Origin of the sequence: Streptomyces sp. NPDC090083 (assembly GCF_044747445.1) — a bacterium.
In the GTDB taxonomy this organism is placed as follows: Bacteria; Actinomycetota; Actinomycetes; order Streptomycetales; family Streptomycetaceae; genus Streptomyces.
The window spans coordinates 93,454-119,234 of sequence record NZ_JBIVED010000016.1 but is presented as its reverse complement, the minus strand read 5'-3'; the positions used below and the strand labels follow the sequence as shown (position 1 = coordinate 119,234).

Here is a 25,781-nt window from a genome sequence, read left to right as displayed (position 1 = left end):
GGCCCGACTGCGGCCGGGCCCACGGGAATTCGGAAGACCCCCGGCACCGTCCGGGGTTAGGCTCACGGCTCTCGCTGTGCGGCGGCCATGCGTTCCCTGTGTCCCACGGGTTCCTCGCGGCCGTCGCGTTCCGTTCCCTGGGGGGAAACACATGAGGTCTTCCGTACGCCGTTCCGCACACCGCGGAGCCACCGGTGCCGGGCTCGCCGCCCTGCTCCTCGCCGGGGGAGCGGTCGGCTGCTCGAAGGGCGCCGCGGACCGGTCGCCGGACATGGCGCCCGCCGCGGCCGTCGCCGACGCGGCGAAGAAGACGGAGGACATCACCTCGCTCCGCTACCGGATGGCCGGCGAGATGCCGGGCGAGGGGACCATCAGGGCCGAGGCGGCGATGACCACCGAACCGCAGGCCATGAGCATGAAGATGACCTCGTCCAAGTCCGGCGGGACGGTCCAGCTGCGCGTCGTCGGCAAGGCGCTCTACATCAACGGCGGCCCCGGGACGGCGAAGGAGCTGGGCGGCAAGAGCTGGCTGAAGCTCGACACGTCCGCCCTCGGAGGCGTGGGCAACGACCTGACGGCCAACGCGACGGGCGCCGCCGAGGCCGACAAGAACCCGGCCGCCGAGACCGCCTTCCTCACCGGCGCCAAGGACGTGAAGAAGGTCGGCACGGAGACCGTCGACGGAGTGCGCACCACCCACTACGCCGGCAGGGTCACTCTCGCCGACGTCAAGGCCGCCGCCAGGAGCGAGGACAAGGCCACCGGCGAGCGGCGCCGGAGGAGCGTCGAGCAGTACGAGAAGATGGGCGTCGACGCGATCACCATGGACATGTGGATCGACGGCGACCACCACGCCAAGCGGTTCCGGATGCGCGGCGAGGCCGACAAGGGCCCGCTGGACATGACGGTCACCTTCCTCGGGCTGAACCAGCCGGTGACGGTCACCGCCCCGCCCGCGAAGGACACGACCGACCTCGCCGAGCTGATGAAGAGCGCCCAGGGCTGAGCCGTACGGGCGGATTTGCTTGAGCCTGCGGCGTTCACGTACTCTGCTCCAGAAGCCAAAGACCGCTGGTCGTTGCCGTGCCTGTCACAGGGTGTGGCGACCGAAGGATCCGCTGAACAGTGGACGACCCGCGCAGGTGGACTGGATGTGCTCCCGGGAATGCCGTTTCCGGTCGAGCTACGCCCCGTGCGCCCGCGCCGGGGCGTTTTCTCTGTCCCAGCCCCTTCTGAGCGGTCCTCATCACCCGGAAGGAGGCCGACGCTCTATGGCAAGGCCCGACAAGGCTGCCGCGGTAGCCGAGCTCGCGGGACAGTTCCGCGACTCGAACGCCGCCGTGCTGACCGAGTACCGGGGTCTCACCGTGGCGCAGCTCAAGACGCTGCGTCGTTCGCTCGGTGAGAACGCCCAGTACGCCGTGGTGAAGAACACGCTGACCAAGATTGCGGCCAACGAGGCCGGGATCAACACGCTCGACGACCTGTTCAACGGTCCGACGGCGGTCGCCTTCATCACCGGTGACCCGGTGGAGTCGGCGAAGGGTCTTCGTGACTTCGCCAAGGACAACCCGAACCTCGTCATCAAGGGCGGTGTCCTTGACGGCAAGGCGCTGTCCGCCGACGAGATCAAGAAGCTCGCGGACCTCGAGTCCCGCGAGGTTCTGCTCTCCAAGCTGGCGGGTGCTTTCAAGGGCAAGCAGACTCAGGCTGCGCAGCTCTTCCAGGCGCTCCCGTCGAAGCTCGTCCGCACCGTGGACGCCCTTCGCGCCAAGCAAGAAGAGCAGGGCGGTGCCGAGTAATTCGGCTCGCAGCATGACCGCCGCCTGAGGCTTCGCGCCGCACGGCAGCGGTCGTAGCGGGCCGAACGTACGCCCGCCAGACATGTACACACCGGCACCAGCCGAAATTAGTGGAAGGAAGCCATCGTGGCTCTCACCCAGGACGAACTGCTCGCCGAGTTCGAGACCATGACCCTCATCCAGCTTTCCGAGTTCGTGAAGGCGTTCGAGGAGAAGTTCGACGTCACCGCCGCCGCCGCGGTCGCCGTTGCCGGTCCCGCCGCCCCCGGCGCCCCGGTCGAGGCCGCTGAGGAGCAGGACGAGTTCGACGTCATCCTCACCGGCGCCGGCGAGAAGAAGATCCAGGTCATCAAGGTCGTGCGCGAGCTGACCTCCCTGGGCCTCAAGGAGGCCAAGGACCTCGTGGACGGCGCCCCGAAGCCCGTCCTCGAGAAGGTCGCCAAGGAGGCCGCCGAGAAGGCCGCCGAGTCCCTCAAGGGCGCCGGCGCCTCGGTCGAGGTCAAGTAACACCTCCGAGGCCGTGAACGGGGTCCCAAAGACCTTGTAACGCCTCACCCCTGAAGAGCGATCATCCATCTGGGTGGTCGCTCTTCGGCGTTCCTGGGTCGGGTGAGCGGCAGCCTTGCGATCAGGGGTTCGCGGAGTATGGTGATCTTCTTCGTGCCTCCGTGGCATCCCTGGTGGCATGTGGTGTGGGCCATGGAGGCCTTGACGAACCGCACGCAGCGCGCAATTCTCAGGACGCGTCGTCACAACGATCCGAATCCGAGGCATGGATCGGCGGCGAAGAGGGCAGTATCAACGCGTTGAGGACGTGAGCTTGCCGAGGGTGTTGAGCACGACGAGGGTCGCAGAAAAGCGGGGCTGGACATCAGTGCGCCGAGTGGCTACACTGACCCTTTGCGCTGCCTGTTAGCTGCTCCCTGCCCGTCACCAGGGGCATGCCCTCACTTGAGCATCGACGACCGGACCATCTCTGACCTGGCCTTTCCGGGCCGACTCAGGAAGTCCGTGTCTCCTTGCCCCTGCGAGGGGCCGGTACGCGCGTAGTGAGTCCGAGCCCTCGGAAGGACCCCCTCTTGGCCGCCTCGCGCACTGCCTCGACCGCGAATATGAACAACGGCGCCAGCACCGCCCCGCTGCGCATCTCCTTTGCAAAGATCAAGGAGCCCCTCGAGGTTCCCAACCTGCTCGCGTTGCAGACCGAGAGCTTTGACTGGCTGCTCGGCAACACCGCCTGGCAGAGTCGGGTCGAGGCGGCTCTGGAGTCGGGTCAGGACGTCCCCACCAAGTCCGGTCTGGAGGAGATCTTCGAGGAGATCTCTCCGATCGAGGACTTCTCCGGGTCGATGTCGCTGACCTTCCGCGACCACCGTTTCGAACCTCCCAAGAACAGCATCGACGAGTGCAAGGAGCGCGACTTCACGTACGCCGCCCCGCTCTTCGTAACCGCTGAGTTCACCAACAACGAGACCGGCGAGATCAAGTCCCAGACGGTCTTCATGGGCGACTTCCCGCTCATGACCAACAAGGGCACCTTCGTCATCAACGGCACCGAGCGTGTCGTCGTGTCGCAGCTGGTCCGTTCGCCGGGTGTCTACTTCGACTCCTCCATCGACAAGACGTCCGACAAGGACATCTTCTCCGCCAAGGTGATCCCGTCCCGGGGTGCCTGGCTGGAGATGGAGATCGACAAGCGCGACATGGTCGGTGTCCGCATCGACCGCAAGCGCAAGCAGTCCGTCACCGTCCTGCTCAAGGCTCTCGGTTGGACGACCGAGCAGATCCTCGAGGAGTTCGGCGAGTACGAGTCCATGCGCGCCACCCTGGAGAAGGACCACACCCAGGGCCAGGACGACGCGCTCCTCGACATCTACCGCAAGCTGCGTCCGGGCGAGCCCCCGACCCGCGAGGCCGCGCAGACGCTTCTGGAGAACCTCTACTTCAACCCGAAGCGCTACGACCTCGCCAAGGTCGGCCGCTACAAGGTCAACAAGAAGCTGGGCGGCGAAGCCCCGCTCGACGCCGGTGTGCTGACCGTCGAGGACATCATCTCGTCGATCAAGTACCTGGTGAAGCTGCACGCCGGTGAGACCGAGACCGTCGGCGACAACGGCACGACGATCGTCGTCGAGACCGACGACATCGACCACTTCGGCAACCGCCGCCTGCGCAACGTCGGCGAGCTCATCCAGAACCAGGTCCGCACGGGCCTGGCGCGTATGGAGCGTGTCGTCCGCGAGCGGATGACGACCCAGGACGTCGAGGCGATCACGCCGCAGACCCTGATCAACATCCGGCCGGTCGTCGCCTCCATCAAGGAGTTCTTCGGCACCAGCCAGCTGTCGCAGTTCATGGACCAGAACAACCCGCTGTCGGGTCTCACCCACAAGCGCCGTCTGTCGGCTCTTGGCCCGGGTGGTCTCTCCCGTGAGCGGGCCGGCTTCGAGGTCCGTGACGTGCACCCCTCGCACTACGGCCGCATGTGCCCGATCGAGACCCCCGAAGGCCCGAACATCGGCCTGATCGGCTCGCTCGCCTCCTACGGCCGGGTCAACGCGTTCGGTTTCGTCGAGACGCCCTACCGCCGGGTCACCGACGGTGTCGTCACCGACGAGGTCGACTACCTGACCGCCGACGAGGAGGACCGCTTCGTCATCGCCCAGGCCAACGCGCCGCTGGACGACGACTTCCGGTTCGAGGAGTCCCGCGTCCTGGTCCGCCGCCGCGGCGGAGAGGTCGACTACGTCCCCGGTGACGACGTCGACTACATGGACGTCTCCCCGCGCCAGATGGTGTCCGTCGCGACCGCGATGATCCCGTTCCTGGAGCACGACGACGCCAACCGTGCCCTCATGGGCGCGAACATGATGCGTCAGGCCGTTCCGCTGATCAAGTCCGAGGCGCCGCTGGTCGGCACCGGCATGGAGTACCGCTGCGCGGTCGACGCCGGTGACGTCCTGAAGTCGGAGAAGGACGGTGTGGTCCAGGAGGTCTCCGCGGACTACATCACCACCGCCAACGACGACGGCACGTACACCACGTACCGCCTCGCCAAGTTCTCCCGCTCGAACCAGGGCACCTCCGTCAACCAGAAGGTTGTCGTGGACGAGGGCGCCCGGGTCATCGCCGGCCAGGTGCTGGCCGACGGTCCCGCGACCGAGTTCGGCGAGATGGCGCTCGGCAAGAACCTGCTCGTGGCGTTCATGCCCTGGGAGGGTCACAACTACGAGGACGCGATCATCCTGTCGCAGCGCCTCGTCCAGGACGACGTCCTCTCCTCGATCCACATCGAGGAGCACGAGGTCGACGCCCGTGACACCAAGCTGGGCCCCGAGGAGATCACCCGGGACATCCCGAACGTCTCCGAGGAGGTCCTCGCCGACCTCGACGAGCGCGGCATCATCCGGATCGGTGCCGAGGTCGTCGCCGGTGACATCCTCGTCGGCAAGGTCACGCCCAAGGGTGAGACCGAGCTGACCCCTGAGGAGCGCCTGCTCCGCGCGATCTTCGGCGAGAAGGCGCGCGAGGTGCGCGACACCTCGCTGAAGGTGCCGCACGGCGAGATCGGCAAGGTCATCGGCGTCCGCGTCTTCGACCGCGAGGAGGGCGACGAACTGCCGCCCGGCGTCAACCAGTTGGTCCGCGTGTACGTTGCGCAGAAGCGCAAGATCACCGACGGCGACAAGCTGGCCGGCCGACACGGCAACAAGGGTGTCATCTCGAAGATCCTGCCCATCGAGGACATGCCGTTCCTCGAGGACGGGACCCCGGTCGACATCATCCTGAACCCGCTGGGTGTCCCGTCCCGAATGAACCCGGGACAGGTCCTGGAGATCCACCTCGGCTGGCTCGCCAGCCGCGGCTGGGACGTCTCCGGCCTCGCGGACGACTGGGCCCAGCGCCTCCAGGCCATCTCGGCCGACCAGGTCGCCCCGGGCACCAACGTCGCCACCCCCGTCTTCGACGGTGCGCGTGAGGACGAGCTCGCGGGTCTGCTCCAGCACACCATCCCGAACCGCGACGGAGAGCGCATGGTGCTCCCGACCGGTAAGGCCCCGCTGTTCGACGGCCGCTCCGGCGAGCCGTTCCCGGAGCCGATCTCGGTCGGCTACATGTACATCCTGAAGCTGCACCACCTGGTCGACGACAAGCTGCACGCCCGGTCGACCGGTCCGTACTCGATGATCACCCAGCAGCCGCTGGGTGGTAAGGCGCAGTTCGGCGGTCAGCGCTTCGGCGAGATGGAGGTGTGGGCGCTGGAGGCATACGGCGCCGCGTACGCCCTCCAGGAGCTGCTCACGATCAAGTCCGACGACGTCACCGGCCGCGTGAAGGTCTACGAGGCCATCGTCAAGGGCGAGAACATCCCCGAGCCCGGCATCCCCGAGTCCTTCAAGGTGCTCATCAAGGAGATGCAGTCGCTCTGCCTGAACGTGGAGGTGCTGTCCAGTGACGGTATGTCCATCGAGATGCGTGACACCGACGAGGATGTCTTCCGCGCAGCGGAGGAGCTCGGCATCGACCTGTCCCGGCGCGAGCCGAGCAGCGTCGAAGAGGTCTGACGGGAGTCCGGAGACCTGCCGCGCGCAGGTCTCCGGCCCCAGGACCCCCGTATCAGACCCCAAGACTTACAACCCTGAGAGGGATTGACGCATAGTGCTCGACGTCAACTTCTTCGATGAGCTCCGGATCGGTCTGGCGACCGCTGACGACATCCGTCAGTGGAGCCACGGCGAGGTCAAGAAGCCCGAGACCATCAACTACCGCACGCTCAAGCCCGAAAAGGACGGACTCTTCTGCGAGAAGATCTTCGGTCCGACCCGGGACTGGGAGTGCTACTGCGGCAAGTACAAGCGCGTCCGCTTCAAGGGCATCATCTGTGAGCGCTGCGGCGTCGAGGTGACCCGCGCCAAGGTGCGCCGTGAGCGGATGGGCCACATCGAACTGGCCGCGCCCGTCACCCACATCTGGTACTTCAAGGGTGTCCCGTCGCGTCTGGGATACCTCCTCGACCTCGCCCCGAAGGACCTCGAGAAGGTCATCTACTTCGCGGCGTACATGATCACGTTCGTCGACGAAGAGCGCCGCACGCGTGACCTGCCCTCGCTGGAGGCGCACGTCTCCGTGGAGCGTCAGCAGGTCGAGAACCGGCGTGACTCCGACCTCGAGGCCCGCGCCAAGAAGCTCGAGACCGACCTGGCCGAGCTGGAGGCCGAGGGCGCCAAGGCCGACGTGCGCCGCAAGGTGCGCGAAGGTGCCGAGCGGGAGATGAAGCAGCTGCGCGACCGTGCGCAGCGCGAGATCGACCGCCTGGACGAGGTGTGGACCCGGTTCAAGAACCTCAAGGTCCAGGACCTGGAGGGCGACGAGCTGCTCTACCGCGAGCTGCGTGACCGCTTCGGCACGTACTTCGACGGTTCGATGGGTGCCGCGGCGCTGCAGAAGCGCCTGGAGTCCTTCGACCTCGACGAGGAGGCCGAGCGCCTCCGCGAGATCATCCGCACCGGCAAGGGCCAGAAGAAGACCCGTGCGCTCAAGCGCCTCAAGGTCGTCTCCGCGTTCCTGCAGACCAGCAACAGCCCCAAGGGCATGGTGCTCGACTGCGTGCCGGTCATCCCGCCGGACCTCCGTCCGATGGTGCAGCTGGACGGTGGCCGCTTCGCGACCTCCGACCTGAACGACCTGTACCGCCGTGTGATCAACCGCAACAACCGCCTGAAGCGCCTTCTCGACCTCGGTGCCCCCGAGATCATCGTGAACAACGAGAAGCGCATGCTCCAGGAGGCCGTCGACGCGCTCTTCGACAACGGCCGTCGTGGCCGCCCGGTGACGGGCCCCGGCAACCGTCCGCTGAAGTCGCTGTCCGACATGCTCAAGGGCAAGCAGGGTCGCTTCCGTCAGAACCTGCTCGGCAAGCGTGTGGACTACTCCGCGCGTTCCGTGATCGTCGTCGGTCCGCAGCTGAAGCTGCACCAGTGCGGTCTGCCGAAGGCCATGGCGCTGGAGCTCTTCAAGCCGTTCGTGATGAAGCGCCTGGTCGACCTGAACCACGCGCAGAACATCAAGTCGGCGAAGCGGATGGTCGAGCGCGGCCGCACGGTGGTCTACGACGTCCTCGAAGAGGTCATCGCCGAGCACCCGGTCCTGCTGAACCGTGCGCCCACGCTGCACCGCCTCGGCATCCAGGCCTTCGAGCCGCAGCTGGTCGAGGGCAAGGCCATCCAGATCCACCCGCTCGTCTGCACCGCGTTCAACGCGGACTTCGACGGTGACCAGATGGCCGTGCACCTGCCGCTCTCCGCGGAGGCGCAGGCCGAGGCCCGCATCCTGATGCTGTCCTCGAACAACATCCTGAAGCCCGCCGACGGCCGTCCGGTGACGATGCCGACCCAGGACATGGTGCTGGGTCTGTTCTTCCTCACCACCGACGGCGAGCTCCGTGACGTCAAGGGCGAGGGCCGCGCGTTCGGCTCCACGGCCGAGGCGACCATGGCGTTCGACGCCGGCGAGCTGGCGCTCCAGTCGACCGTTGACATCCGCTTCCCGGTGGGCACCATCCCGCCGCGTGGCTGGGTGCCGCCGGTCCGCGAGGAGGGCGAGCCGGAGTGGCAGCAGGGTGACACCTTCCGGCTGCGTACGACCCTGGGCCGCGCGCTCTTCAACGAGCTGCTGCCCGAGGACTACCCGTTCGTCGACTACTCGGTGGGCAAGAAGCAGCTCTCCGAGATCGTCAACGACCTGGCCGAGCGCTACCCCAAGGTCATCGTGGCGGCGACGCTCGACAACCTGAAGGCGGCCGGCTTCTTCTGGGCGACCCGTTCCGGTGTCACCGTGGCCATCTCCGACGTCGTCGTTCCCGAGGCGAAGAAGGAGATCGTCAAGGGCTACGAGGCGCAGGACGAGAAGGTCCAGAAGCAGTACGAGCGCGGTCTGATCACCAAGGAAGAGCGCACGCAGGAGCTCATCGCGATCTGGACCAAGGCGACCAACGAGGTCGCCGAGGCGATGAACGAGAACTTCCCCAAGACGAACCCCATCTTCATGATGGTTGACTCGGGTGCCCGAGGAAACATGATGCAGATGCGTCAGATCGCCGGTATGCGTGGTCTGGTGTCGAACGCCAAGAACGAGACGATTCCCCGTCCCATCAAGGCGTCCTTCCGTGAGGGCCTGTCCGTGCTGGAGTACTTCATCTCCACCCACGGTGCCCGTAAGGGTCTGGCCGACACCGCCCTGCGTACCGCCGACTCGGGGTACCTCACCCGTCGTCTGGTCGACGTCTCCCAGGACGTCATCATCCGCGAGGAGGACTGCGGCACCGACCGCGGCCTCAAGCTGCACATCGCGGAGCGCGGCGCGGACGGTGTCCTGCGCAAGGCCGACAACGTCGAGACCAGCGTGTACGCCCGTGCGCTGGCCGAGGACATCACCGTCGACGGCAAGGTGCTGGCCCCGGCCAACACCGACCTCGGCGACGTCCTCATCGACGAGCTGGTCAAGCACGGCATCGAGACGGTCAAGACCCGTTCGGTCCTGACCTGCGAGTCCGCCGTCGGCACCTGCGCCATGTGCTACGGCCGCTCGCTGGCCACCGGCAAGCTGGTCGACATCGGTGAGGCGGTCGGCATCATCGCCGCCCAGTCCATCGGTGAGCCCGGCACGCAGCTGACGATGCGTACCTTCCACACCGGTGGTGTGGCCGGTGACGACATCACCCAGGGTCTGCCCCGTGTCGTCGAGCTCTTCGAGGCTCGTACGCCGAAGGGTGTCGCCCCGATCTCCGAGGCCCAGGGCCGCGTGCGGATCGAGGAGACCGAGAAGACCAAGAAGATCGTCGTCACCCCGGACGACGGCAGCGACGAGACGGCCTTCCCGATCTCGAAGCGTGCCCGTCTCCTGGTCAGCGAGGGCGAGCACGTCGAGGTGGGCCAGAAGCTCACCGTGGGTGCCACCAACCCGCACGACGTGCTGCGCATCCTGGGTCAGCGTGCCGTCCAGGTCCACCTGGTCGGCGAGGTCCAGAAGGTGTACAACTCGCAGGGTGTGTCGATCCACGACAAGCACATCGAGATCATCATCCGGCAGATGCTCCGCCGTGTGACGATCATCGAGTCCGGCGACGCCGAGCTGCTGCCCGGCGAGCTGGTCGAGCGCTCCCGCTTCGAGCAGGAGAACCGTCGTGTGGTGCAGGAGGGCGGTCACCCGGCCTCCGGTCGTCCGCAGCTCATGGGTATCACCAAGGCCTCGCTGGCCACGGAGTCCTGGCTGTCGGCGGCGTCCTTCCAGGAGACGACCAGGGTCCTGACGGACGCGGCGATCAACGCCAAGTCCGACTCCCTGATCGGCCTCAAGGAGAACGTCATCATCGGTAAGCTCATCCCGGCCGGTACGGGCCTGTCCCGCTACCGCAACATCCGGGTCGAGCCGACCGAGGAGGCCAAGGCCGCGATGTACTCGGCCGTCGGCTACGACGACATCGACTACTCGCCGTTCGGCACCGGCTCCGGCCAGGCCGTTCCGCTGGAGGACTACGACTACGGTCCGTACAACCAGTAAGCGAGCAGGCTGAGTTGAACTGAAGGGCGGTCACTCCGTTGCGTACGGGGTGGCCGCCCTTCGGCGTTCCCCGGTGCCGTTCAGTGCGGTGCCAGCTCCCAGGCGGTGACCACCACCGTGGCGACGGCGGCCAGGGCGCCGATGCTGGCGAGCGGCCAGCGGGAGCGTTCCAGGGAGTCCAACCGCTGTTCGTGGTCGGCGAGTCGGCGGTCGATCTGGTCGCTGCGCTGGACCAGCAGCGCGAGTGAGCCGTCGACCCGGGCGAAGCCGGCCTCGACGGTTCCGCGCAGCCGTTCCAGTTCCACGGCGAAGGCGATCGGGTCGGACGGGGAGGAGGGCTCGTTCACGCGTCCTCCCGTCCCGGCGCGGCCACGACCGGCTCCAGCAGCGCGCCGTCCCCGGCCGCGGGCACGTCGGTGCGCAGCCAGGAGGGCAGCAGCGCCTGTACGGCGGGCAGGGCCATGATCCTGGTGACGCCGGCGGCGTCGACGACCGTCGGGAGCAGGACGCACAGGCCGACAGTGGTCTGCACAACGGTACGGAGGGTGCGCTTGGCGGCCTCTGACATGGGTGGACCTCGCTTTCCGGGTGATTCAGGAGCTGTACGGGACCTTTCAGCGCGGCCCAGGAGGTGGCGCCGGGCCAGCCGTCGGCGGCGGAGCCGGTGTAGCCGAGCCTGCGCCGCCACGTGGCGTAGGAGGCCTTGTCGACGGCGGTCCACTGGGGGCCGGGGCCCGCGGTGTACGCCGAGCAGCCGACGGCGACCAGGCGCTTGCCCATCGCGGCGGTGACGATCGCGGACCTGGGCTGGGCTGGGGTTCACCGCGGTCTTGATCCCGCTCCACACCGACTTGATCAGCTAGAAGTTCCCCTTCATCGGCTTGTTCATCCTGTCCTGGCCCTTGGCCGCCTTGCCGGCCCCGGCCTCGTACTTGACGCGACGTACCGGCCGAGACCCGGGCTCGTCGCGCTGTGCGCGGGGGGCGGGTGTGGTCGGCCTGGGGTGTGCGTCTTGCTGCTGTCGCTGTAGCGCGATGCGGGCACGGTCCGGGGCCGGCGGCCGGTCGAGGTGTTGGTACGGCGGCGGAGGCGGCGCCGTACGGGGTTCGACGAGGGGCGGGTCCGGTGCGCGTTCGCCGTGCGAGCAGTCAGCAATCAGCAGTGAGCGGTGCGGGGTCAGCGGTGAGCTGTCAGCAGTGACCTGTGAGTGGTGAACCGTGAGCCATGGGGCGTGAGGTGTGAGACGTGAGCTGTGCTTACGGTCGCCCGCCCCGGCCCCGCCCCGCCTCCGTCAGCGCGTCCGTCCATCCCGCTGCGTACGCCCGTGACTCGCGCGTGAGCAACTCCTCGTACAGCCGGTCGAGCAGGGCCTCGCGGTTCGGCGCGGGGGAGCGCAGGAGGTGGGCGAGGTGGGCGTAGGTGTCGATCGGCTGGTGCGGTGAGTTGCTCGGGCCAGTCGCCATGTCGGCCTGCTTTCCGGTCTGTCCGCTGGGCTGGTGGTACAGGTGGCGCTCCTGAGGCGTTCGAAGCGTCTGTTCGAACTAGTGTACGAGTAATCTCGGATGGCGTTTCGTGTTTGCCGAACCCCGCCGCCCGCTCGATGCTCCGGACCTGCGGTGATACGGGGTGCGGTGGCAGTTGTGCCGGCTTGGTGAAGCAGGAAACGGCCGGATGACGGGAGCCGGCCGGCACCCTCGGCGAGGGCACCGCCGCTCCGATCAGCCGAAGAAACGCGCCAGTTGGACCGTCGACGGCGCCGCGTCCGCCGCCACCCCCTCCGGCCCCGCTGCCTCCTCTGGCCTTTCTGGCCCCTCTTTCTTCTTCCTCTTCTTCGGCTCGCTCCCGCCCCGCGCCTCCCCGCCGCCGGTGTCCGTGTCGCTGTCGTACGACGGGCGCGGTACCGGTGCCGGGGGGTTCGGCTTGTCGCCCTCCTCCGAGTTGACGGAGGCGAACATCCAGTTGGCGGAGGCGAGATGGTCCACGACGGCGGCCAGCAGATGGTCGGTCACCGACCAGTCGGCCGCCGCCGTGCAGCTCCCGGTGGAGGGCGCTGTCGTGCGGCAACTGCCGTATGAGCACGGTGAGTCGGCGCGCGGAGAGCCGGTCGCGGTGCCAGTCGAGCAGATCGATGCCGTAGTAGCGGAGCAGGTCCGCTTCGAGGGCCTCGGCGTGTTCGTCGACGAACCCGACGAGGCTCAGCCTTCCCCCAGGCCGAGCCCGGTCTCCTTGCCGTAGGCCTCCAGGATGGCGGCGATGTCCTGCATGCGACCTCGTGCTGTTCGAAGCGGCTGAACTGCTTCTCGCCCAGCAGGAGTCGGAGCAGCCCGTCCACGTCGTTGTCGTCGAGCTTGCGCAGCGCCTTGGCGGTGGCGCGGGTCAGCTCGGCGGGGAGGGGGGGAGGGTGTGGGGGAGCGGGGTGGGACGGGCGAGCCTGCCCGTCCCATACCGGTGGGTCAGGACGCGGCGTACGCGGCGTCCTTCATCACGAAGCCGGCCAGCGGCGAACCGTCGGCCGCCGACATCGCGCTGAACGTGATGCCCGGCCGCGCCGCCGACTTGCGGGCCAGCTTGATGTCGTCCGACGCGGTGACCTGGCCGCGCGGGATACCGAAGCGGTACGTCACGGTCGAGCCGTCGCTCGCCCGCACATCCGTGAACTCCAGCCCGAGGGCGCGGACATCGGCGAACGGGCGGTCGGCGATGTCGTACCGGTAGACACCCGTCGAACCGGTCACCGCGTCGACCCCGCCGCCGCCCATGAAGAACGGGAGCGTGTCCTCGTTGAACTGCATCAGCGAGAACTTCAGGGTCAGGTCGCGGTCCGAGTACACGAAGTGCACCGGGCTGACGGCCTGCCACACGTCGACCGGCTCCAGCTTGTCCTTCTTGCTGAAGGTGACGCCGTCGCCGGAGGTGAACCCGAGGTTCTTCCAGCTCGACCAGTCGGTCGCCCGTCGGCGGAGGTCCGGGTACGAAGAAGGCCCCGCCGGGGGATGGCGGGGCCTTCGGTCTGTGCGTGCATGGGGGGCGGGGGATGGGGGATGGGCGGAGGGGGGAAGGGGGTCAATAGACGTCCACGTACACCTTCATCACCGTGACGTAGCGGTTGGCCGCGGAGTAGAGATAGTCGGGCAGCCAGCGCGGGCCGTCCTGCTCCTCGACCTCGGTGACGAGATTCGTGCCATACGTGATGTCGGCCATCGCCAGGACGGCCTGCCGGGCGTCGTTGGCCAGGACGTGCGCGGCCTGCTTGGTCGGGTCGTACACCTCCAGCTCGATCAGTGGCTGGTCGACATGGCGCTCGCCGACCCAGGCGCCGCCGCGCCGGTTGACGAACACGGCGGCGGCCGTGCCGTCGAAGCCGATCGGTGCCTGTACGTCGACGATCATCACCTCGACGTCCGGGAAGGTGCTCGGTGGAGTGGGTGTGGTCATGCCGGGTCACCTCGGGGCAACTTCGGGAAAGCGTGCGGGACGCGACGAGGCGCTGAGCGGCCGACCTGCGGGCGCAGCTCCGCCGCTGCACCAACTGTGACAGACGAGCGTGCGCGCACGCAACTAAAGGCGAGGCGTCGGCGGGACGGCGGAGACCTGGGGTGGGTGGGGGAGGGGGCTCTGGGAGCCGGGAATTGCTGGCCGGGAGGCGAGGAGGCGAGGAGGCGAGGAGGCGGGGGAGAAGCCGGGGGAGTCGGGGGCTGGGAGCGGGGAGGGAGGGGTCAGTTCCCTCTACCGCGAACTACCGCGAAGCCGGCCGGCCGGTCACTCGGTCACCAGCATCCGCGCGCCCTCGTGGTCCGCGTGCTCCGACCCCGCCGCCGGCACCTCGTTCGGCAGGAACTGCTCGACCACCCGCACGAACATCTCCCGCCGGTCGGCCGGGACTCCCAGCAGGTCGGCGACCTCCTCCAGCGTGGGCCGGCGGCCGGACCCGGCACCGGGCGCGGAGGAGGCCAAGTAGTCGTGCGGGTCGGCGAGTTCCTCCGCGGTGAGCCGGCCGGAGCGGATGAGCATGTCGCGGACCGGCACGCCCAGCACGCGGGCGAGCCTGCGCGTGGTCTCGAGGTCCGGCATGCTCTGGCGCTGCAACAGGCGGGTGACGGCGGCCCGGTGGACGCCCGCCTCGTCCGCTATCCGGGACTTGCCGCCGCCGCGCGGGCTGTCGATGTCGTAGCCGCGGTCGCGCATCAGGTCCTCGACCCACGCGGCGAACGCGTCCAGATCCTGGCTGGTCATCTGTGTGCTCGCTTCCTTTGGATGGCGGCGAGTTTAGCTTGCTTGCGCGCACAGAATTACGTGCTCGCGTGCAAGCGCTGAGGAAAATCTACCCAATTAGGCGGGGCTTCGGTGGAGATGGGGGTGCGGGGACCGGTTGTGGGGGCCGGTTTCGTGACGGGTTGTCGTCACAGCTGTGAGGTGAGTGACCGCAGTTTACGTTGCGGGCGCGCGCGCAATCTGTAAACCTGGACGGCCCGGATGGCACGTGCCAAACGCCTGTGCCACCCCCCGTCCGACAGGGAGGTCCCATGTCCACCGACTCCTGCCCGCCACCACGCCCCTACGACGAACCCGCGGGCTGGCAGAGCGCCGCCGCCTGCTCCGGGCTCCTGCCCCAGGCCGTCTTCTCGAAGAAGATCAAGGAGGCCGCCCCCGTCCTGCGGGCCTGCGCCCGCTGCCCGGTACGGCGCAACTGCGAGCGGATCGTCGCCCCGGCCGACAACTGGTTCGACGGCGTCTGCGGCGGTCGGCTCTACCGCTCCGGGCGCCCGGTCGACATCCCCGCACACCTCATCCCGGTCCTGTCGGCGGCGCCGGCTCCGCGGGGAGGCTCCCTTGTCTGACCGGAGTCCGGCGTCCGCCGCGGCGGACCCGACCACGCACGCCGCCCTCTGGATCGGCACGCTGCTCCAGCAGTTCCCCGAACTCACCGTCGAACTCGCCCCCGGCCGCGGCGACTTCACCCACCCCGCCCCCGCCGCACCGCCCCCACCCGACCTCGCCGACCGGCTCCGCGAGGAGCGCGCCGAGGCCCTCCGCCTGGAACAGCGGCACGGAATCGTCGCCCCCGGCCACAGCGCGGCCCCGCTGCGCCTGCACATCTCCGACACGATCCGGGACATTACCGACGGCGTCGTCGAGCTAGAGGAGGCCGTGCGGGAGCGGCTCGGGCTGCCTCGGGCGCGGCGGGTGCCCGTGCCCGAGCGGTTGCGGCGGATCGCCGGGCTGCTCGACGCGGTGGCCGCCGACGCCGTACTCGCGGCGCATGTGCGGGACGAGACACGGCGGATGGCGCGGCGCTGCGCGCGGGCGCTGGGCGACACCGAGACCGTCGTGCGCGTGTCGGGCCGTTGCCCCTGGTGCGACTCCGTCTCGCTGAGGGCCTTCCCGGACCGGGGCGCGGTGCTCTGCGTGAACCCGGCCTGCCGCTGCGAGGAACCGGACTGCGGCTGCCACGACGACCCCGCCTACCGGCACACCTGGGACGAGGGGGAATGGGACCGATGACGACGTTCGCCAGGAGCGGGATGCCCACGCTGATCCCCGGCCCGCTCGCCGCGCAGGAGGCCGGGGTCGCACCCGCCACCATCCGCAAGTGGGTCCAGCTCGGCCACCTGACCCCGGTCGCGAAGGCCGGGCGGGCCCAACTGTTCCGCCTGGAGGATGTGTTCGCGGCGGAGCGGGTGGCCGGTGGCGGGCGGTGTGTCCGGTGAGGGTCGGCGGCTGCCGCGTTCCTATAGGAAGCGCGGGGTTGTTCCGGCCGTCAGCCGCAGGTGGATCCGGCTCGGTGATCTGACCCCGGTGGCCCGGGCCGGACGGCCCCGACCGCTCCGCCGGAGGGCGGGTCCGCCGTAGAACCGGAACGAGCCGCCGACGGCCACAGCCATGACCACGGCCCAGGTGCACTAGCCGAAAGGCCGACTGCCCCCGCTCGCCGCGACCACCTCCGCTCGCCGCGACCACCTCCGCTCGCCGCGACCACCTCCGCTCGCCGCGACCACCTCCGCCCGCCGCGACCACCTCCGCCCTCCGCGACCACCTCCGCTCTCCGCGTCGGCCCGCGCTTCTCCTCTCTACTACCGCCGCCCGCTCCCGATTTGTATCGCCGCCTTCGTTTCCCTTCCCCCTCCCTACCTCTGCCCCCCGGGACGACCGGTGGTGGCCCCCTTTATGCCCCCGGAGGGAACCGGTGCCGTTTTCTGCGCGTTGGAGCATGATGAAGGGATTCGGTCTTCGGCGCCGGGGGAGGTGCTCTGTGTCGTACCCGACACCGTGGCAGGGACAGGGGCAGGGATCGCCGCAGCCCTGGCAGGGTCAGAGCGGGGCGTCGATGCTGGCCGCGACCGCCGACCGGGAGCGGACGGTGGACGTGCTCCGGGCCGGTTTCGCCGAGGGGCGGCTGCGTGAGGACGAGCTGGAGAAGAGGGTCGCGCGGGCCTACGACTCCCGGACCGTGGGCGAGCTGATGCTCCTGGTCGCCGATCTGCCCCAGGGTCCGCAGGCCGCACCCGTGTTCCAGGGACCGCAGGCGGGCTTCCGCCCGGTGCCGCCGACGTTCCTGCCGCCCCCGGTGCCGCCGACCAACGGCAAGGCGGTCGGCTCCCTGGTCTGCGGGCTGCTCACCGTGCCGACGATGGGCCTCACCGGCATCCCCGCAGTGATCCTCGGCCACACCGCCCGCGCGGAGATACGCAGGACCCAGGAGGGCGGCGACGGACTCGCGCTGACCGGGCTGGTCTTCGGTTGGCTCGCGGTAGCCGGCTGGACCCTGATGCTGCTGCTCCTGATCGCGGCCGCCGCGAGTTCTCCCTGAGAGCTCCAGCTGGGGGCGACCGGAGGGGCTGACTGGAGGGGCTCACCGGAGAGGGACTCCGACTGGTGGCGACTTAGGGGTGCTCCGGCCGAGGTTCCGTCAGAGGGCTCCGGTCGAGGTCTCCGCCCCGCGAATCCGAGAGCCCCGCCCCGCACATCCGAGAGCCCCGCCCCCACCCCCACCGACCCACCCCTCCCCGCCGTAGATTCGAAGATCGCGGACGATGCCCGGCTTCGGCATCCCCCGTGTCGGCCCATGGCTGCCACCCATTTGTTTTGACCGCAGCGAATGAGGTAGGTACGCTCAGACCTTGTGCCTGGGGTGTGCCCTGGCTCTCGTGCGTGCCTTGAACCGCACTAAGGGAGCCGACACTGGCCACCGCAATCTGCGCCCCTTTTGCTCACCGGCGAAAGTCTGCGGGATTCGACACACCCGACCGCGTGGGTCGGCGACGTTCCAGGTTAGCTTCACCATCGGCACACAGAAACCGGAGAAGTAGTGCCTACGATCCAGCAGCTGGTCCGGAAGGGCCGGCAGGACAAGGTCGAGAAGAACAAGACGCCCGCACTCGAGGGTTCCCCTCAGCGTCGTGGCGTCTGCACGCGTGTGTTCACGACCACCCCGAAGAAGCCGAACTCGGCCCTGCGTAAGGTCGCGCGTGTGCGTCTGACCAGCGGGATCGAGGTCACCGCTTACATTCCGGGTGAGGGACACAACCTGCAGGAGCACTCCATCGTGCTCGTGCGCGGCGGCCGTGTGAAGGACCTGCCCGGTGTTCGCTACAAGATCATCCGCGGTTCGCTTGACACCCAGGGTGTGAAGAACCGCAAGCAGGCCCGCAGCCGCTACGGCGCCAAGAAGGAGAAGTAGAAAATGCCTCGTAAGGGCCCCGCCCCGAAGCGCCCGGTCATCATCGACCCGGTCTACGGTTCTCCTCTTGTCACCTCCCTGATCAACAAGGTGCTGCTGAACGGCAAGCGCTCCACCGCCGAGCGCATCGTGTACGGCGCCATGGAGGGCCTGCGCGAGAAGACCAGCAACGACCCGGTCATCACGCTGAAGCGCGCGCTGGAGAACATCAAGCCCACGCTTGAGGTCAAGTCCCGCCGTGTCGGTGGCGCCACGTACCAGGTTCCGATCGAGGTCAAGCCCGGTCGCGCCAACACGCTCGCGCTGCGCTGGCTGGTCGGTTACTCCCGCGCCCGTCGCGAGAAGACCATGACCGAGCGTCTGCTCAACGAGCTTCTCGACGCTTCGAACGGCCTCGGTGCGGCCGTCAAGAAGCGCGAGGACACCCACAAGATGGCCGAGTCCAACAAGGCCTTCGCGCACTACCGCTGGTAGTCGCAGACCCCATCGAGACCGAGAGAAGACTGAAGCCTTATGGCTACCACTTCACTTGACCTGGCCAAGGTCCGCAACATCGGGATCATGGCCCACATCGACGCGGGCAAGACGACCACCACTGAGCGGATCCTCTTCTACACCGGCGTCAGCTACAAGATCGGTGAAGTTCACGACGGCGCTGCCACCATGGACTGGATGGAGCAGGAGCAGGAGCGTGGCATCACGATCACCTCTGCTGCCACCACCTGTCACTGGCCGCTCGACGACGATGACTACACCATCAACATCATCGACACCCCGGGGCACGTCGACTTCACCGTCGAGGTGGAGCGTTCGCTGCGCGTCCTCGACGGTGCCGTCACGGTGTTCGACGGTGTCGCCGGTGTCGAGCCGCAGTCCGAGACGGTGTGGCGTCAGGCCGACCGTTACGGCGTGCCGCGCATCTGCTTCGTGAACAAGCTCGACCGGACCGGCGCGGAGTTCCACCGCTGCGTCGACATGATCAAGGACCGCCTCGGTGCGGTTCCGCTGATCATGCAGCTTCCGATCGGCGCCGAGATGGACTTCAAGGGCGTTGTGGACCTGGTCCGCATGAAGGCGCTCGTGTGGTCCGCCGAGGCGGCGAAGGGCGAGATGTACGACGTCGTCGACATCCCGGCCACGCACGCCGAGGCGGCCGAGGAGTACCGCGGCAAGCTGGTCGAGGCCGTCGCCGAGAACGACGACGAGATCATGGAGCTGTTCCTGGAGGGCGTCGAGCCCACCGAGGAGCAGCTGTACGCCGCGATCCGCCGCGTCACCATCGCGTCCGGCAAGTCCAAGGGCGTCACGGTCACCCCGGTGTTCTGTGGCACCGCGTTCAAGAACAAGGGCGTCCAGCCCCTGCTCGACGCGGTCGTGCGCTACCTGCCGACCCCCCTGGACGTCGAGGCCATCGAGGGCCACGACGTCAAGGACCCCGAGGTCGTCGTCAAGCGCAAGCCGTCCGTGGACGAGCCGCTGTCCGCGCTCGCGTTCAAGATCATGAGCGACCCGCACCTGGGCAAGCTCACCTTCGTCCGGGTCTACTCGGGCCGCCTGGAGGCGGGTTCGGCTGTGCTGAACTCGGTCAAGGGCAAGAAGGAGCGCATCGGCAAGATCTACCGCATGCACGCGAACAAGCGTGAGGAGATCGAGTCGGTGGGCGCCGGCGACATCGTCGCCGTCATGGGCCTGAAGCAGACCACCACCGGTGAGACGCTGTCCGACGACAAGAACCCGGTCATCCTGGAGTCCATGGACTTCCCGGCGCCGGTCATTCAGGTCGCCATCGAGCCCAAGTCCAAGGGTGACCAGGAGAAGCTGGGTGTCGCCATCCAGCGTCTCGCGGAGGAGGACCCCTCCTTCCAGGTCCACTCGGACGAGGAGACCGGCCAGACCATCATCGGTGGTATGGGCGAGCTGCACCTCGAGGTGCTGGTCGACCGTATGCGCCGTGAGTTCAAGGTCGAGGCCAACGTCGGCAAGCCGCAGGTCGCCTACCGTGAGACGATCCGCAAGGCCGTCGAGCGCGTGGACTACACCCACAAGAAGCAGACCGGTGGTACCGGTCAGTTCGCCAAGGTGCAGATCGCGATCGAGCCCATCACCGAGGCCGACGGCCCGGCGTACGAGTTCGTGAACAAGGTGACCGGTGGCCGTATCCCGCGGGAGTACATCCCGTCGGTGGACGCCGGTGCGCAGGAGGCCATGCAGTTCGGCATCCTCGCCGGGTACGAGATGACGGGTGTCCGCATCACGCTGCTCGACGGTGCCTACCACGAGGTCGACTCCTCCGAGCTCGCGTTCAAGATCGCCGGTTCGCAGGCCTTCAAGGAGGCCGCGCGCAAGGCGTCCCCCGTGCTCCTGGAGCCGATGATGGCCGTCGAGGTCACCACGCCCGAGGACTACATGGGTGACGTGATCGGTGACATCAACTCCCGCCGTGGCCAGATCCAGGCCATGGAGGAGCGTGCCGGTGCACGCGTCGTGAAGGGCCTCGTGCCCCTCTCGGAGATGTTCGGCTACGTCGGCGACCTCCGCAGCAAGACCTCGGGTCGCGCAAGCTACTCGATGCAGTTCGACTCCTACGCCGAGGTTCCCCGGAACGTCGCCGAGGAGATCATCGCGAAGGCCAAGGGCGAGTAACACACACCGTTTGCACGCTTTAGGCTTGACACCGACCGCCGGGGTCCGAAGACCGGCAGCGGGACGAGAGATCGTCCCCGGGAACCGGGATCAGAACCCCGGCGGGCGGCATCCCAGCAAAGATCACCTGGCGCCGATGAGTAAGGCGTACCAGAACCACTCCACAGGAGGACCCAGTGGCGAAGGCGAAGTTCGAGCGGACTAAGCCGCACGTCAACATCGGCACCATCGGTCACATCGACCACGGTAAGACGACCCTCACGGCCGCCATTACCAAGGTGCTGCACGACGCGTACCCGGACCTGAACGAGGCCTCGGCCTTCGACCAGATCGACAAGGCTCCTGAGGAGCGCCAGCGCGGTATCACGATCTCGATCGCGCACGTCGAGTACCAGACCGAGACGCGTCACTACGCCCACGTCGACTGCCCCGGTCACGCGGACTACATCAAGAACATGATCACGGGTGCCGCGCAGATGGACGGCGCGATCCTCGTGGTGGCCGCCACCGACGGCCCGATGCCGCAGACCAAGGAGCACGTGCTCCTGGCCCGCCAGGTCGGCGTTCCGTACATCGTCGTCGCCCTGAACAAGGCCGACATGGTGGACGACGAGGAGATCCTGGAGCTCGTCGAGCTCGAGGTCCGTGAGCTCCTCTCCGAGTACGAGTTCCCGGGCGACGACCTGCCGGTCGTCAAGGTCTCGGCGCTCAAGGCTCTTGAGGGCGACAAGGAGTGGGGCCAGACGGTCCTCGACCTCATGTCCGCCGTCGACGAGTCGATCCCGACCCCCGAGCGTGACGTCGACAAGCCGTTCCTCATGCCCGTCGAGGACGTCTTCACGATCACCGGTCGCGGTACGGTCGTCACCGGCCGTATCGAGCGTGGTGTCCTGAAGGTCAACGAGACCGTTGACATCATCGGCATCAAGCAGGAGAAGACCACCACCACGGTCACCGGCATCGAGATGTTCCGCAAGCTGCTCGACGAGGGCCAGGCCGGTGAGAACGTCGGTCTCCTCCTCCGTGGCATCAAGCGCGAGGACGTCGAGCGCGGCCAGGTCATCATCAAGCCCGGCTCGGTCACCCCGCACACGGAGTTCGAGGCCCAGGCGTACATCCTGTCCAAGGACGAGGGTGGCCGTCACACGCCGTTCTTCAACAACTACCGTCCCCAGTTCTACTTCCGCACCACGGACGTGACCGGCGTCGTGACCCTCCCCGAGGGCACCGAGATGGTCATGCCGGGCGACAACACCGAGATGACTGTTCAGCTCATCCAGCCCGTCGCCATGGAAGAGGGCCTGAAGTTCGCCATCCGTGAGGGTGGTCGCACGGTGGGCGCCGGCCAGGTCACCAAGATCAACAAGTAGTCTTGGCTGATCCGACCGGTCTCTGACCGGTAGGTCTCGAAGGGGCCCGTACGACTTCGGTCGTGCGGGCCCCTTTGCTGTTACGAAACTATTCGTCGGGTACGACCCGTTGTCCCCTCCCTCGCCTCACCCCACCATTTGTCATGCCACTGACCAAATGAGGTGTGGAGGGGTGTGCCATGACTGCGTCCGTCAGCCGAAGAGCCGTTCTGGGCGCGGGAGTTGCCGCGGTACCGGTGCTGTCGTCCGGGGCGGCCTCGCCGTCGACGCGACCCCTGGAAGCGGGCCCGTACCTCTCCTTCTCCCGCACCGCGGGCGCCTTCCCCCTGGTCGGCGCCCCGATCGTGGTGGACCCCGACGACCACCCCGGAGTCGTCCGGGTGGCGGAGGACCTGAGGGCCGACATCGAACGCGTCACCGGCGTACGCCCCGGCCGCGCGCTCGCGCGTGAGCGTGACGTTGTGCTGGTCGGCACGATCGGGCGCAGCGCCCTGGTCGACGGTCTGGTGGCCGCCGGGAAACTGGACGTGTCCGGGGTGCGGGGCCGGTGGGAGACCTCGCTGCAGACGGTGGTCGAACGGCCGATGCCGGGGGTGGAGCGGGCGTTCGTCATCGCGGGCAGCGACCCGCGCGGCACGATCTTCGGTGCCTACGACGTCTCGTACGGCATCGGCGTCTCGCCCTGGCACTGGTGGGACGACGTGCCGCCGACGCACCGCGACGAGGTGTGGGTGCGGCCGGGGCGGTACTCGCAGGGGACGCCGGCGGTGAAGTACCGCGGCTTCTTCATCAACGACGAGAACCCGGCGCTGGGGACCTGGGCGCCGGCGTACTTCGGTCCCGGCAAGGCGCCGGGATATCCGGGCGGCTTCACCGCGGACTTCTACGGCAGGGTCTTCGAGGCGCTGCTGCGGCTGAAGGGGAACTACCTCTGGCCGGCGGTCTGGGGCCGGGCGTTCGCGGAGGACGACCCGGAGAACCACCGGCGGGCCTCCGCCTACGGGATTGTCATGGGCACGTCTCACGAGGCGCCCATGATGCGGGGCATCGAGGAGTGGAACCGGCACGCCGTCGCCGCCGTCCGGAACTCCTCGGGAGAGATCGTGACGCCCGGACACGATCCGTACGGCGGGACGGGGGAGTGGTCGTACCGCCTCAACTCCCAGGCGATCCAGGCCTATTGGCGGGCCGGAATCCAGCGCATGGTCGACCAGGGCTTCGAGGGCGTCGTCACGCTCGGCATGCGCGGCAACGGAGACACCAGCCTCCCCGACGGCGACGGCATCGAGCTGATGCGGGAGATCATCGCGGCGCAGCGCCGGATCATCGAGGAGGTGACGGGACGGCCGGCGGCGGAGACCCCGCAGGTGTGGACGCTGTACAAGGAGGTGCAGCGGTACTGGGACCGGGGGTTGAGGGCGCCGGACGACGTGACGGTGGTCCTCACGGACGACAACTGGGGCAACGTCCGCAAGCATCCGGACGCGCAGGACGGCGAGCGGGCCGGCGGCTACGGCCTGTACTACCACTTCGACTACGTGGGCGCCGGGCGGAACTACAAGTGGGTCGACACGGCGAACCTGCGGAACGTGTGGGAGCAGCTGCACGCGGCACACGCGTACGGGAACCACGGGCTGTGGGTCGCCAACGTCGGCGACCTGAAGGGGAACGAGCTGCCGACCGAGTTCTTCCTCGACTACGCCTGGAACCCGGCCGCCTGGGATGCCGACGACCTCCCGCGGTGGGAACTCCGTTACGCACGGCAGAACTTCGGAGCGGCCGAGGCGGTCGCGATAGCCGAAGTCCTCGCTGCGTACGGACAGTTGCAGGCGCGCCGCAAACCGGAACTGCTGAACCGGCGGATCACGCTCGCCGACGGCCGGGTGGTCTACGACGACCAGCAGACCCCCTTCGCCTTCGACCACTGGGAGTTGGAGCGGGTCACGGAGGAATGGCGGCAACTGGGACGCCGGGCCGAACGGATCGGCCGCCGGCTGCCGGCCGGGGTGCGGGACGCGTGGTACGAACTCGTCGGCTACGAGGTGCAGGCCACCGCCAACCTCTACGGGCTGCGCGCGGCCGAGTTCACGAACCTGCTGTACGCGGCGCAGGGCCGGGCCGCGACGAACGACCTCGCGGACGCGGCGGAGGCCGGACTGAGCACGGACCTCGCACTGGCCGACCGCTTCAACTCGACGGTGGCGAACGGGAAATGGCGGGGTTTCCAGACCCAGCCGCACATCGACTACGGGGATGTGGAGCGCTACGGGCCCAACGCCGGTTGGCAGCAGCCGGAGAAGGACAACGTGGCACTGCCGGATGTGCTGTTCCCGGCGGTACGGCGGATCCAGATACCGGAGGCGGCGGGGCTGGGGGTGGGGGTGGACGGGTCGGAGAGCGTGTGGACGGGTGAGACGAGTGAGACGGGTGGGATGGGGGAGGGGGCCGGTGGGGCGGGTGCGGGGCCTGCGGTACTCCCGCCGTTCAGTCCGTACCAGACGCGGCCGCAGCAGTTCGCCGAGGTGTTCAACCGGGGGCGTACGGCCTTCGACTACCGGATCGAGGCGTCGGTGCCGTGGCTGACCGTGGACCGGCCGCGGGGCCGGGTCGGGCGGCAGGTGCGGGTCGAGGTACGGGTGGACTGGGCGAAGGCGCCGGTCGGACGGGCCGAGGGAGAGCTGACGGTGACCGGCGCCGGGGCATCGGTGACGGTCGGATGCGTCGCCGAGAAACCGTCCGGGCGGGGGCTGCGGGAGCTGCGGGGGTTCGTCGAGGCGGGCGGATACGTGGCGATCGACGGGGAGCACTACGACCGCTCGGTCGGCGGATGGCGTCGGCTCGACGGCATCGGGCGGACCGGCGCGGGGATGACACCGTGGCCCGTGACACTGCCCAGGCAGACACCGGGCGGGGTGGGTTCACCGCGGCTGGAGTACGAGGTGAGCCTGCTGACCGCGGGCGAGGTCACGGTGTGGGCGTACCTGTCCCCTCGTAACCCTGCGTTGCCGACGGGCGGTCTGCGCTACGGCGTCTCCCTCGACGCCGGTCCGATCGAGACCGTCGACATCAACGTCGGTGCAGATGACGGGCTGTTGAACGACGTGTGGGCCCGCAACACCTCCGACAACGTCAACGCGACGGCGACGAAACACTCCGTGACGAAGGCCGGGGTCCACCGGTTGAAGTTCTGGATGGTGGACCCGACGGTGGTGCTGCAGCGGCTCGTGATCGACACGGGGGGCCTGCCGGCGCTGTACCTGGGGCCGTTGGAGAGTCGGCGGGTGTAGCGAGGAGACCTTAGTGGGCGGGCCGAGTCTGTCGAGCGTGTCGGGCGTGCCGGGCGAACCGGGCGTCTCGGCACCGGGGAAGCTGGCGTCCTCGCCGGGCGAGAAACGGGCCGCGGCACGGTCGATCGAGGATCACATCGAACCCGGAACGCGGGCGGCGGGACGGTGGGCCGACGACGAACACGGCTCCGCCGTACGGGAGTTCGCCGCGCGGGACGGGGACGGGTGGGTGACCTCCGCGGCGCTGAAGAAGGCGCACAAGGCATGGGCGGACCAGGTGCGGAACCTGATGGACCGGCTCGGATCGGAGAAGGACGCGCTGCGTAGCGGGAACGCGGTGCTGACGAGTACGGATCTGGCGGTGGGGTCGGCGGTACGGGAGCGGTCGTCGCTGGACACGTACTGAGGGGTTCGGGGCTCTGCGGGTTCCGGGTCATGACGA

The 25,781-nt window shown here is 68.4% G+C and carries 21 protein-coding genes and 3 pseudogenes; 16 read left to right on the top strand and 8 right to left on the bottom strand.

All coding sequences use genetic code 11. The features are described 5' to 3' along the window. Positions 1 to 151: 151 nt before the first annotated feature. The 5 genes from ACIPTO_RS39035 (at position 152) to ACIPTO_RS39015 (ending at position 10,361) form a co-directional block, all read left to right on the top strand. Positions 152 to 1,006, top strand: coding sequence for a DUF1396 domain-containing protein (locus ACIPTO_RS39035; protein ID WP_401199907.1), 855 nt, complete (start codon positions 152 to 154; stop codon positions 1,004 to 1,006). Positions 1,007 to 1,271: 265 nt separating this feature from the next. Then, the gene (gene rplJ / locus ACIPTO_RS39030) at positions 1,272 to 1,802 is read left to right on the top strand and encodes a 50S ribosomal protein L10 (RefSeq protein WP_328830971.1); all 531 of its coding nucleotides are present in this window, start codon (positions 1,272 to 1,274) and stop codon (positions 1,800 to 1,802) included. A gap of 123 nt (positions 1,803 to 1,925) precedes the next feature. Beyond that, positions 1,926 to 2,309, top strand: coding sequence for a 50S ribosomal protein L7/L12 (gene rplL, locus ACIPTO_RS39025; RefSeq protein ID WP_352184925.1), 384 nt, complete (start codon positions 1,926 to 1,928; stop codon positions 2,307 to 2,309). Positions 2,310 to 2,881: 572 nt separating this feature from the next. Further along, a complete protein-coding gene (gene rpoB, locus ACIPTO_RS39020) occupies positions 2,882 to 6,367 on the top strand; it encodes a DNA-directed RNA polymerase subunit beta (protein WP_366324827.1) in 3,486 nt (1,161 codons plus the stop codon). 94 nt (positions 6,368 to 6,461) lie between these two features. Then, a complete protein-coding gene (locus ACIPTO_RS39015) occupies positions 6,462 to 10,361 on the top strand; it encodes a DNA-directed RNA polymerase subunit beta' (RefSeq protein ID WP_366324829.1) in 3,900 nt (1,299 codons plus the stop codon). Positions 10,362 to 10,441: 80 nt separating this feature from the next. Here ACIPTO_RS39015 and ACIPTO_RS39010 read toward each other — a convergent pair whose 3' ends face one another. From ACIPTO_RS39010 to ACIPTO_RS38995, 4 genes and pseudogenes are all read right to left on the bottom strand, one after another. Then, a complete protein-coding gene (locus ACIPTO_RS39010; protein ID WP_401199903.1) occupies positions 10,442 to 10,708 on the bottom strand; it encodes a hypothetical protein in 267 nt (88 codons plus the stop codon). Continuing rightward, on the bottom strand, positions 10,705 to 10,929 hold the full coding sequence (locus ACIPTO_RS39005) for a hypothetical protein (RefSeq protein WP_401199900.1): 225 nt from the start codon (positions 10,927 to 10,929) through the stop codon (positions 10,705 to 10,707). The genes ACIPTO_RS39010 and ACIPTO_RS39005 overlap by 4 nt, the downstream gene beginning before the upstream one ends. A 38-nt stretch (positions 10,930 to 10,967) precedes the next feature. Next, positions 10,968 to 11,168 (bottom strand): annotated as a pseudogene (locus ACIPTO_RS39000) (peptidoglycan-binding protein); the annotation flags it as partial. 449 nt (positions 11,169 to 11,617) lie between these two features. Continuing rightward, positions 11,618 to 11,824, bottom strand: a complete 207-nt coding sequence (locus tag ACIPTO_RS38995) for a hypothetical protein (protein WP_366324835.1) — start codon at positions 11,822 to 11,824, stop codon at positions 11,618 to 11,620. Positions 11,825 to 12,032: 208 nt separating this feature from the next. Here ACIPTO_RS38995 and ACIPTO_RS38990 point away from each other — a divergent pair, with 208 nt between their 5' ends. Beyond that, positions 12,033 to 12,596 carry a hypothetical protein gene (locus ACIPTO_RS38990; RefSeq protein WP_401200063.1) on the top strand — a complete coding sequence of 188 codons (564 nt, stop codon included), beginning with the start codon at positions 12,033 to 12,035 and terminating at the stop codon, positions 12,594 to 12,596. Here the strand turns inward: ACIPTO_RS38990 and ACIPTO_RS38985 are convergent. The 4 genes and pseudogenes from ACIPTO_RS38985 to ACIPTO_RS38970 form a co-directional block, all read right to left on the bottom strand. Then, positions 12,557 to 12,753, bottom strand: a pseudogene (locus ACIPTO_RS38985) (hypothetical protein); the annotation flags it as partial. The gene ACIPTO_RS38990 and the pseudogene ACIPTO_RS38985 overlap by 40 nt on opposite strands. A 61-nt stretch (positions 12,754 to 12,814) precedes the next feature. Next, positions 12,815 to 13,312: pseudogene (locus ACIPTO_RS38980) on the bottom strand (phage tail protein); the annotation flags it as partial. A 112-nt stretch (positions 13,313 to 13,424) separates the two neighbouring features. After that, a complete protein-coding gene (locus tag ACIPTO_RS38975; RefSeq protein ID WP_401199897.1) occupies positions 13,425 to 13,796 on the bottom strand; it encodes a hypothetical protein in 372 nt (123 codons plus the stop codon). Between the two features lie 324 nt (positions 13,797 to 14,120). Then, the gene (locus tag ACIPTO_RS38970; RefSeq protein ID WP_401199895.1) at positions 14,121 to 14,594 is read right to left on the bottom strand and encodes a helix-turn-helix domain-containing protein; all 474 of its coding nucleotides are present in this window, start codon (positions 14,592 to 14,594) and stop codon (positions 14,121 to 14,123) included. 290 nt (positions 14,595 to 14,884) lie between these two features. On the opposite strand from ACIPTO_RS38970, the gene ACIPTO_RS38965 reads away from it, so the two are divergent. From ACIPTO_RS38965 to ACIPTO_RS38920, 10 genes are all read left to right on the top strand, one after another. After that, complete coding sequence (locus ACIPTO_RS38965) at positions 14,885 to 15,199, top strand: WhiB family transcriptional regulator (RefSeq protein WP_401199893.1); 315 nt, start codon at positions 14,885 to 14,887, stop codon at positions 15,197 to 15,199. Then, the gene (locus ACIPTO_RS38960) at positions 15,192 to 15,863 is read left to right on the top strand and encodes a hypothetical protein (RefSeq protein ID WP_401199890.1); all 672 of its coding nucleotides are present in this window, start codon (positions 15,192 to 15,194) and stop codon (positions 15,861 to 15,863) included. The genes ACIPTO_RS38965 and ACIPTO_RS38960 overlap by 8 nt, the downstream gene beginning before the upstream one ends. Continuing rightward, positions 15,860 to 16,069, top strand: coding sequence for a hypothetical protein (locus ACIPTO_RS38955; RefSeq protein ID WP_366324844.1), 210 nt, complete (start codon positions 15,860 to 15,862; stop codon positions 16,067 to 16,069). Before ACIPTO_RS38960 ends, ACIPTO_RS38955 begins: the two co-directional genes overlap by 4 nt. A 542-nt stretch (positions 16,070 to 16,611) precedes the next feature. Beyond that, entirely contained in the window at positions 16,612 to 17,169 is a 558-nt protein-coding gene (locus ACIPTO_RS38950) for a DUF1707 and DUF4190 domain-containing protein (protein WP_366324846.1), read from the top strand. A 498-nt stretch (positions 17,170 to 17,667) separates the two neighbouring features. Continuing rightward, entirely contained in the window at positions 17,668 to 18,039 is a 372-nt protein-coding gene (gene rpsL / locus ACIPTO_RS38945; RefSeq protein WP_003948652.1) for a 30S ribosomal protein S12, read from the top strand. 3 nt (positions 18,040 to 18,042) lie between these two features. Then, a complete protein-coding gene (gene rpsG / locus ACIPTO_RS38940; RefSeq protein ID WP_005481264.1) occupies positions 18,043 to 18,513 on the top strand; it encodes a 30S ribosomal protein S7 in 471 nt (156 codons plus the stop codon). Positions 18,514 to 18,552: 39 nt separating this feature from the next. After that, positions 18,553 to 20,682 (top strand): elongation factor G, encoded by a 2,130-nt coding sequence (gene fusA, locus ACIPTO_RS38935; protein ID WP_366324848.1) that lies wholly within the window; start codon positions 18,553 to 18,555, stop codon positions 20,680 to 20,682. Between the two features lie 176 nt (positions 20,683 to 20,858). Further along, positions 20,859 to 22,052, top strand: coding sequence for an elongation factor Tu (gene tuf / locus ACIPTO_RS38930; RefSeq protein WP_366324852.1), 1,194 nt, complete (start codon positions 20,859 to 20,861; stop codon positions 22,050 to 22,052). Positions 22,053 to 22,231: 179 nt separating this feature from the next. Then, on the top strand, positions 22,232 to 25,339 hold the full coding sequence (locus ACIPTO_RS38925; RefSeq protein WP_401199885.1) for a glycosyl hydrolase 115 family protein: 3,108 nt from the start codon (positions 22,232 to 22,234) through the stop codon (positions 25,337 to 25,339). Positions 25,340 to 25,352: 13 nt separating this feature from the next. Then, positions 25,353 to 25,745, top strand: a complete 393-nt coding sequence (locus tag ACIPTO_RS38920) for a hypothetical protein (protein WP_401199883.1) — start codon at positions 25,353 to 25,355, stop codon at positions 25,743 to 25,745. Positions 25,746 to 25,781 lie beyond the last annotated feature (36 nt).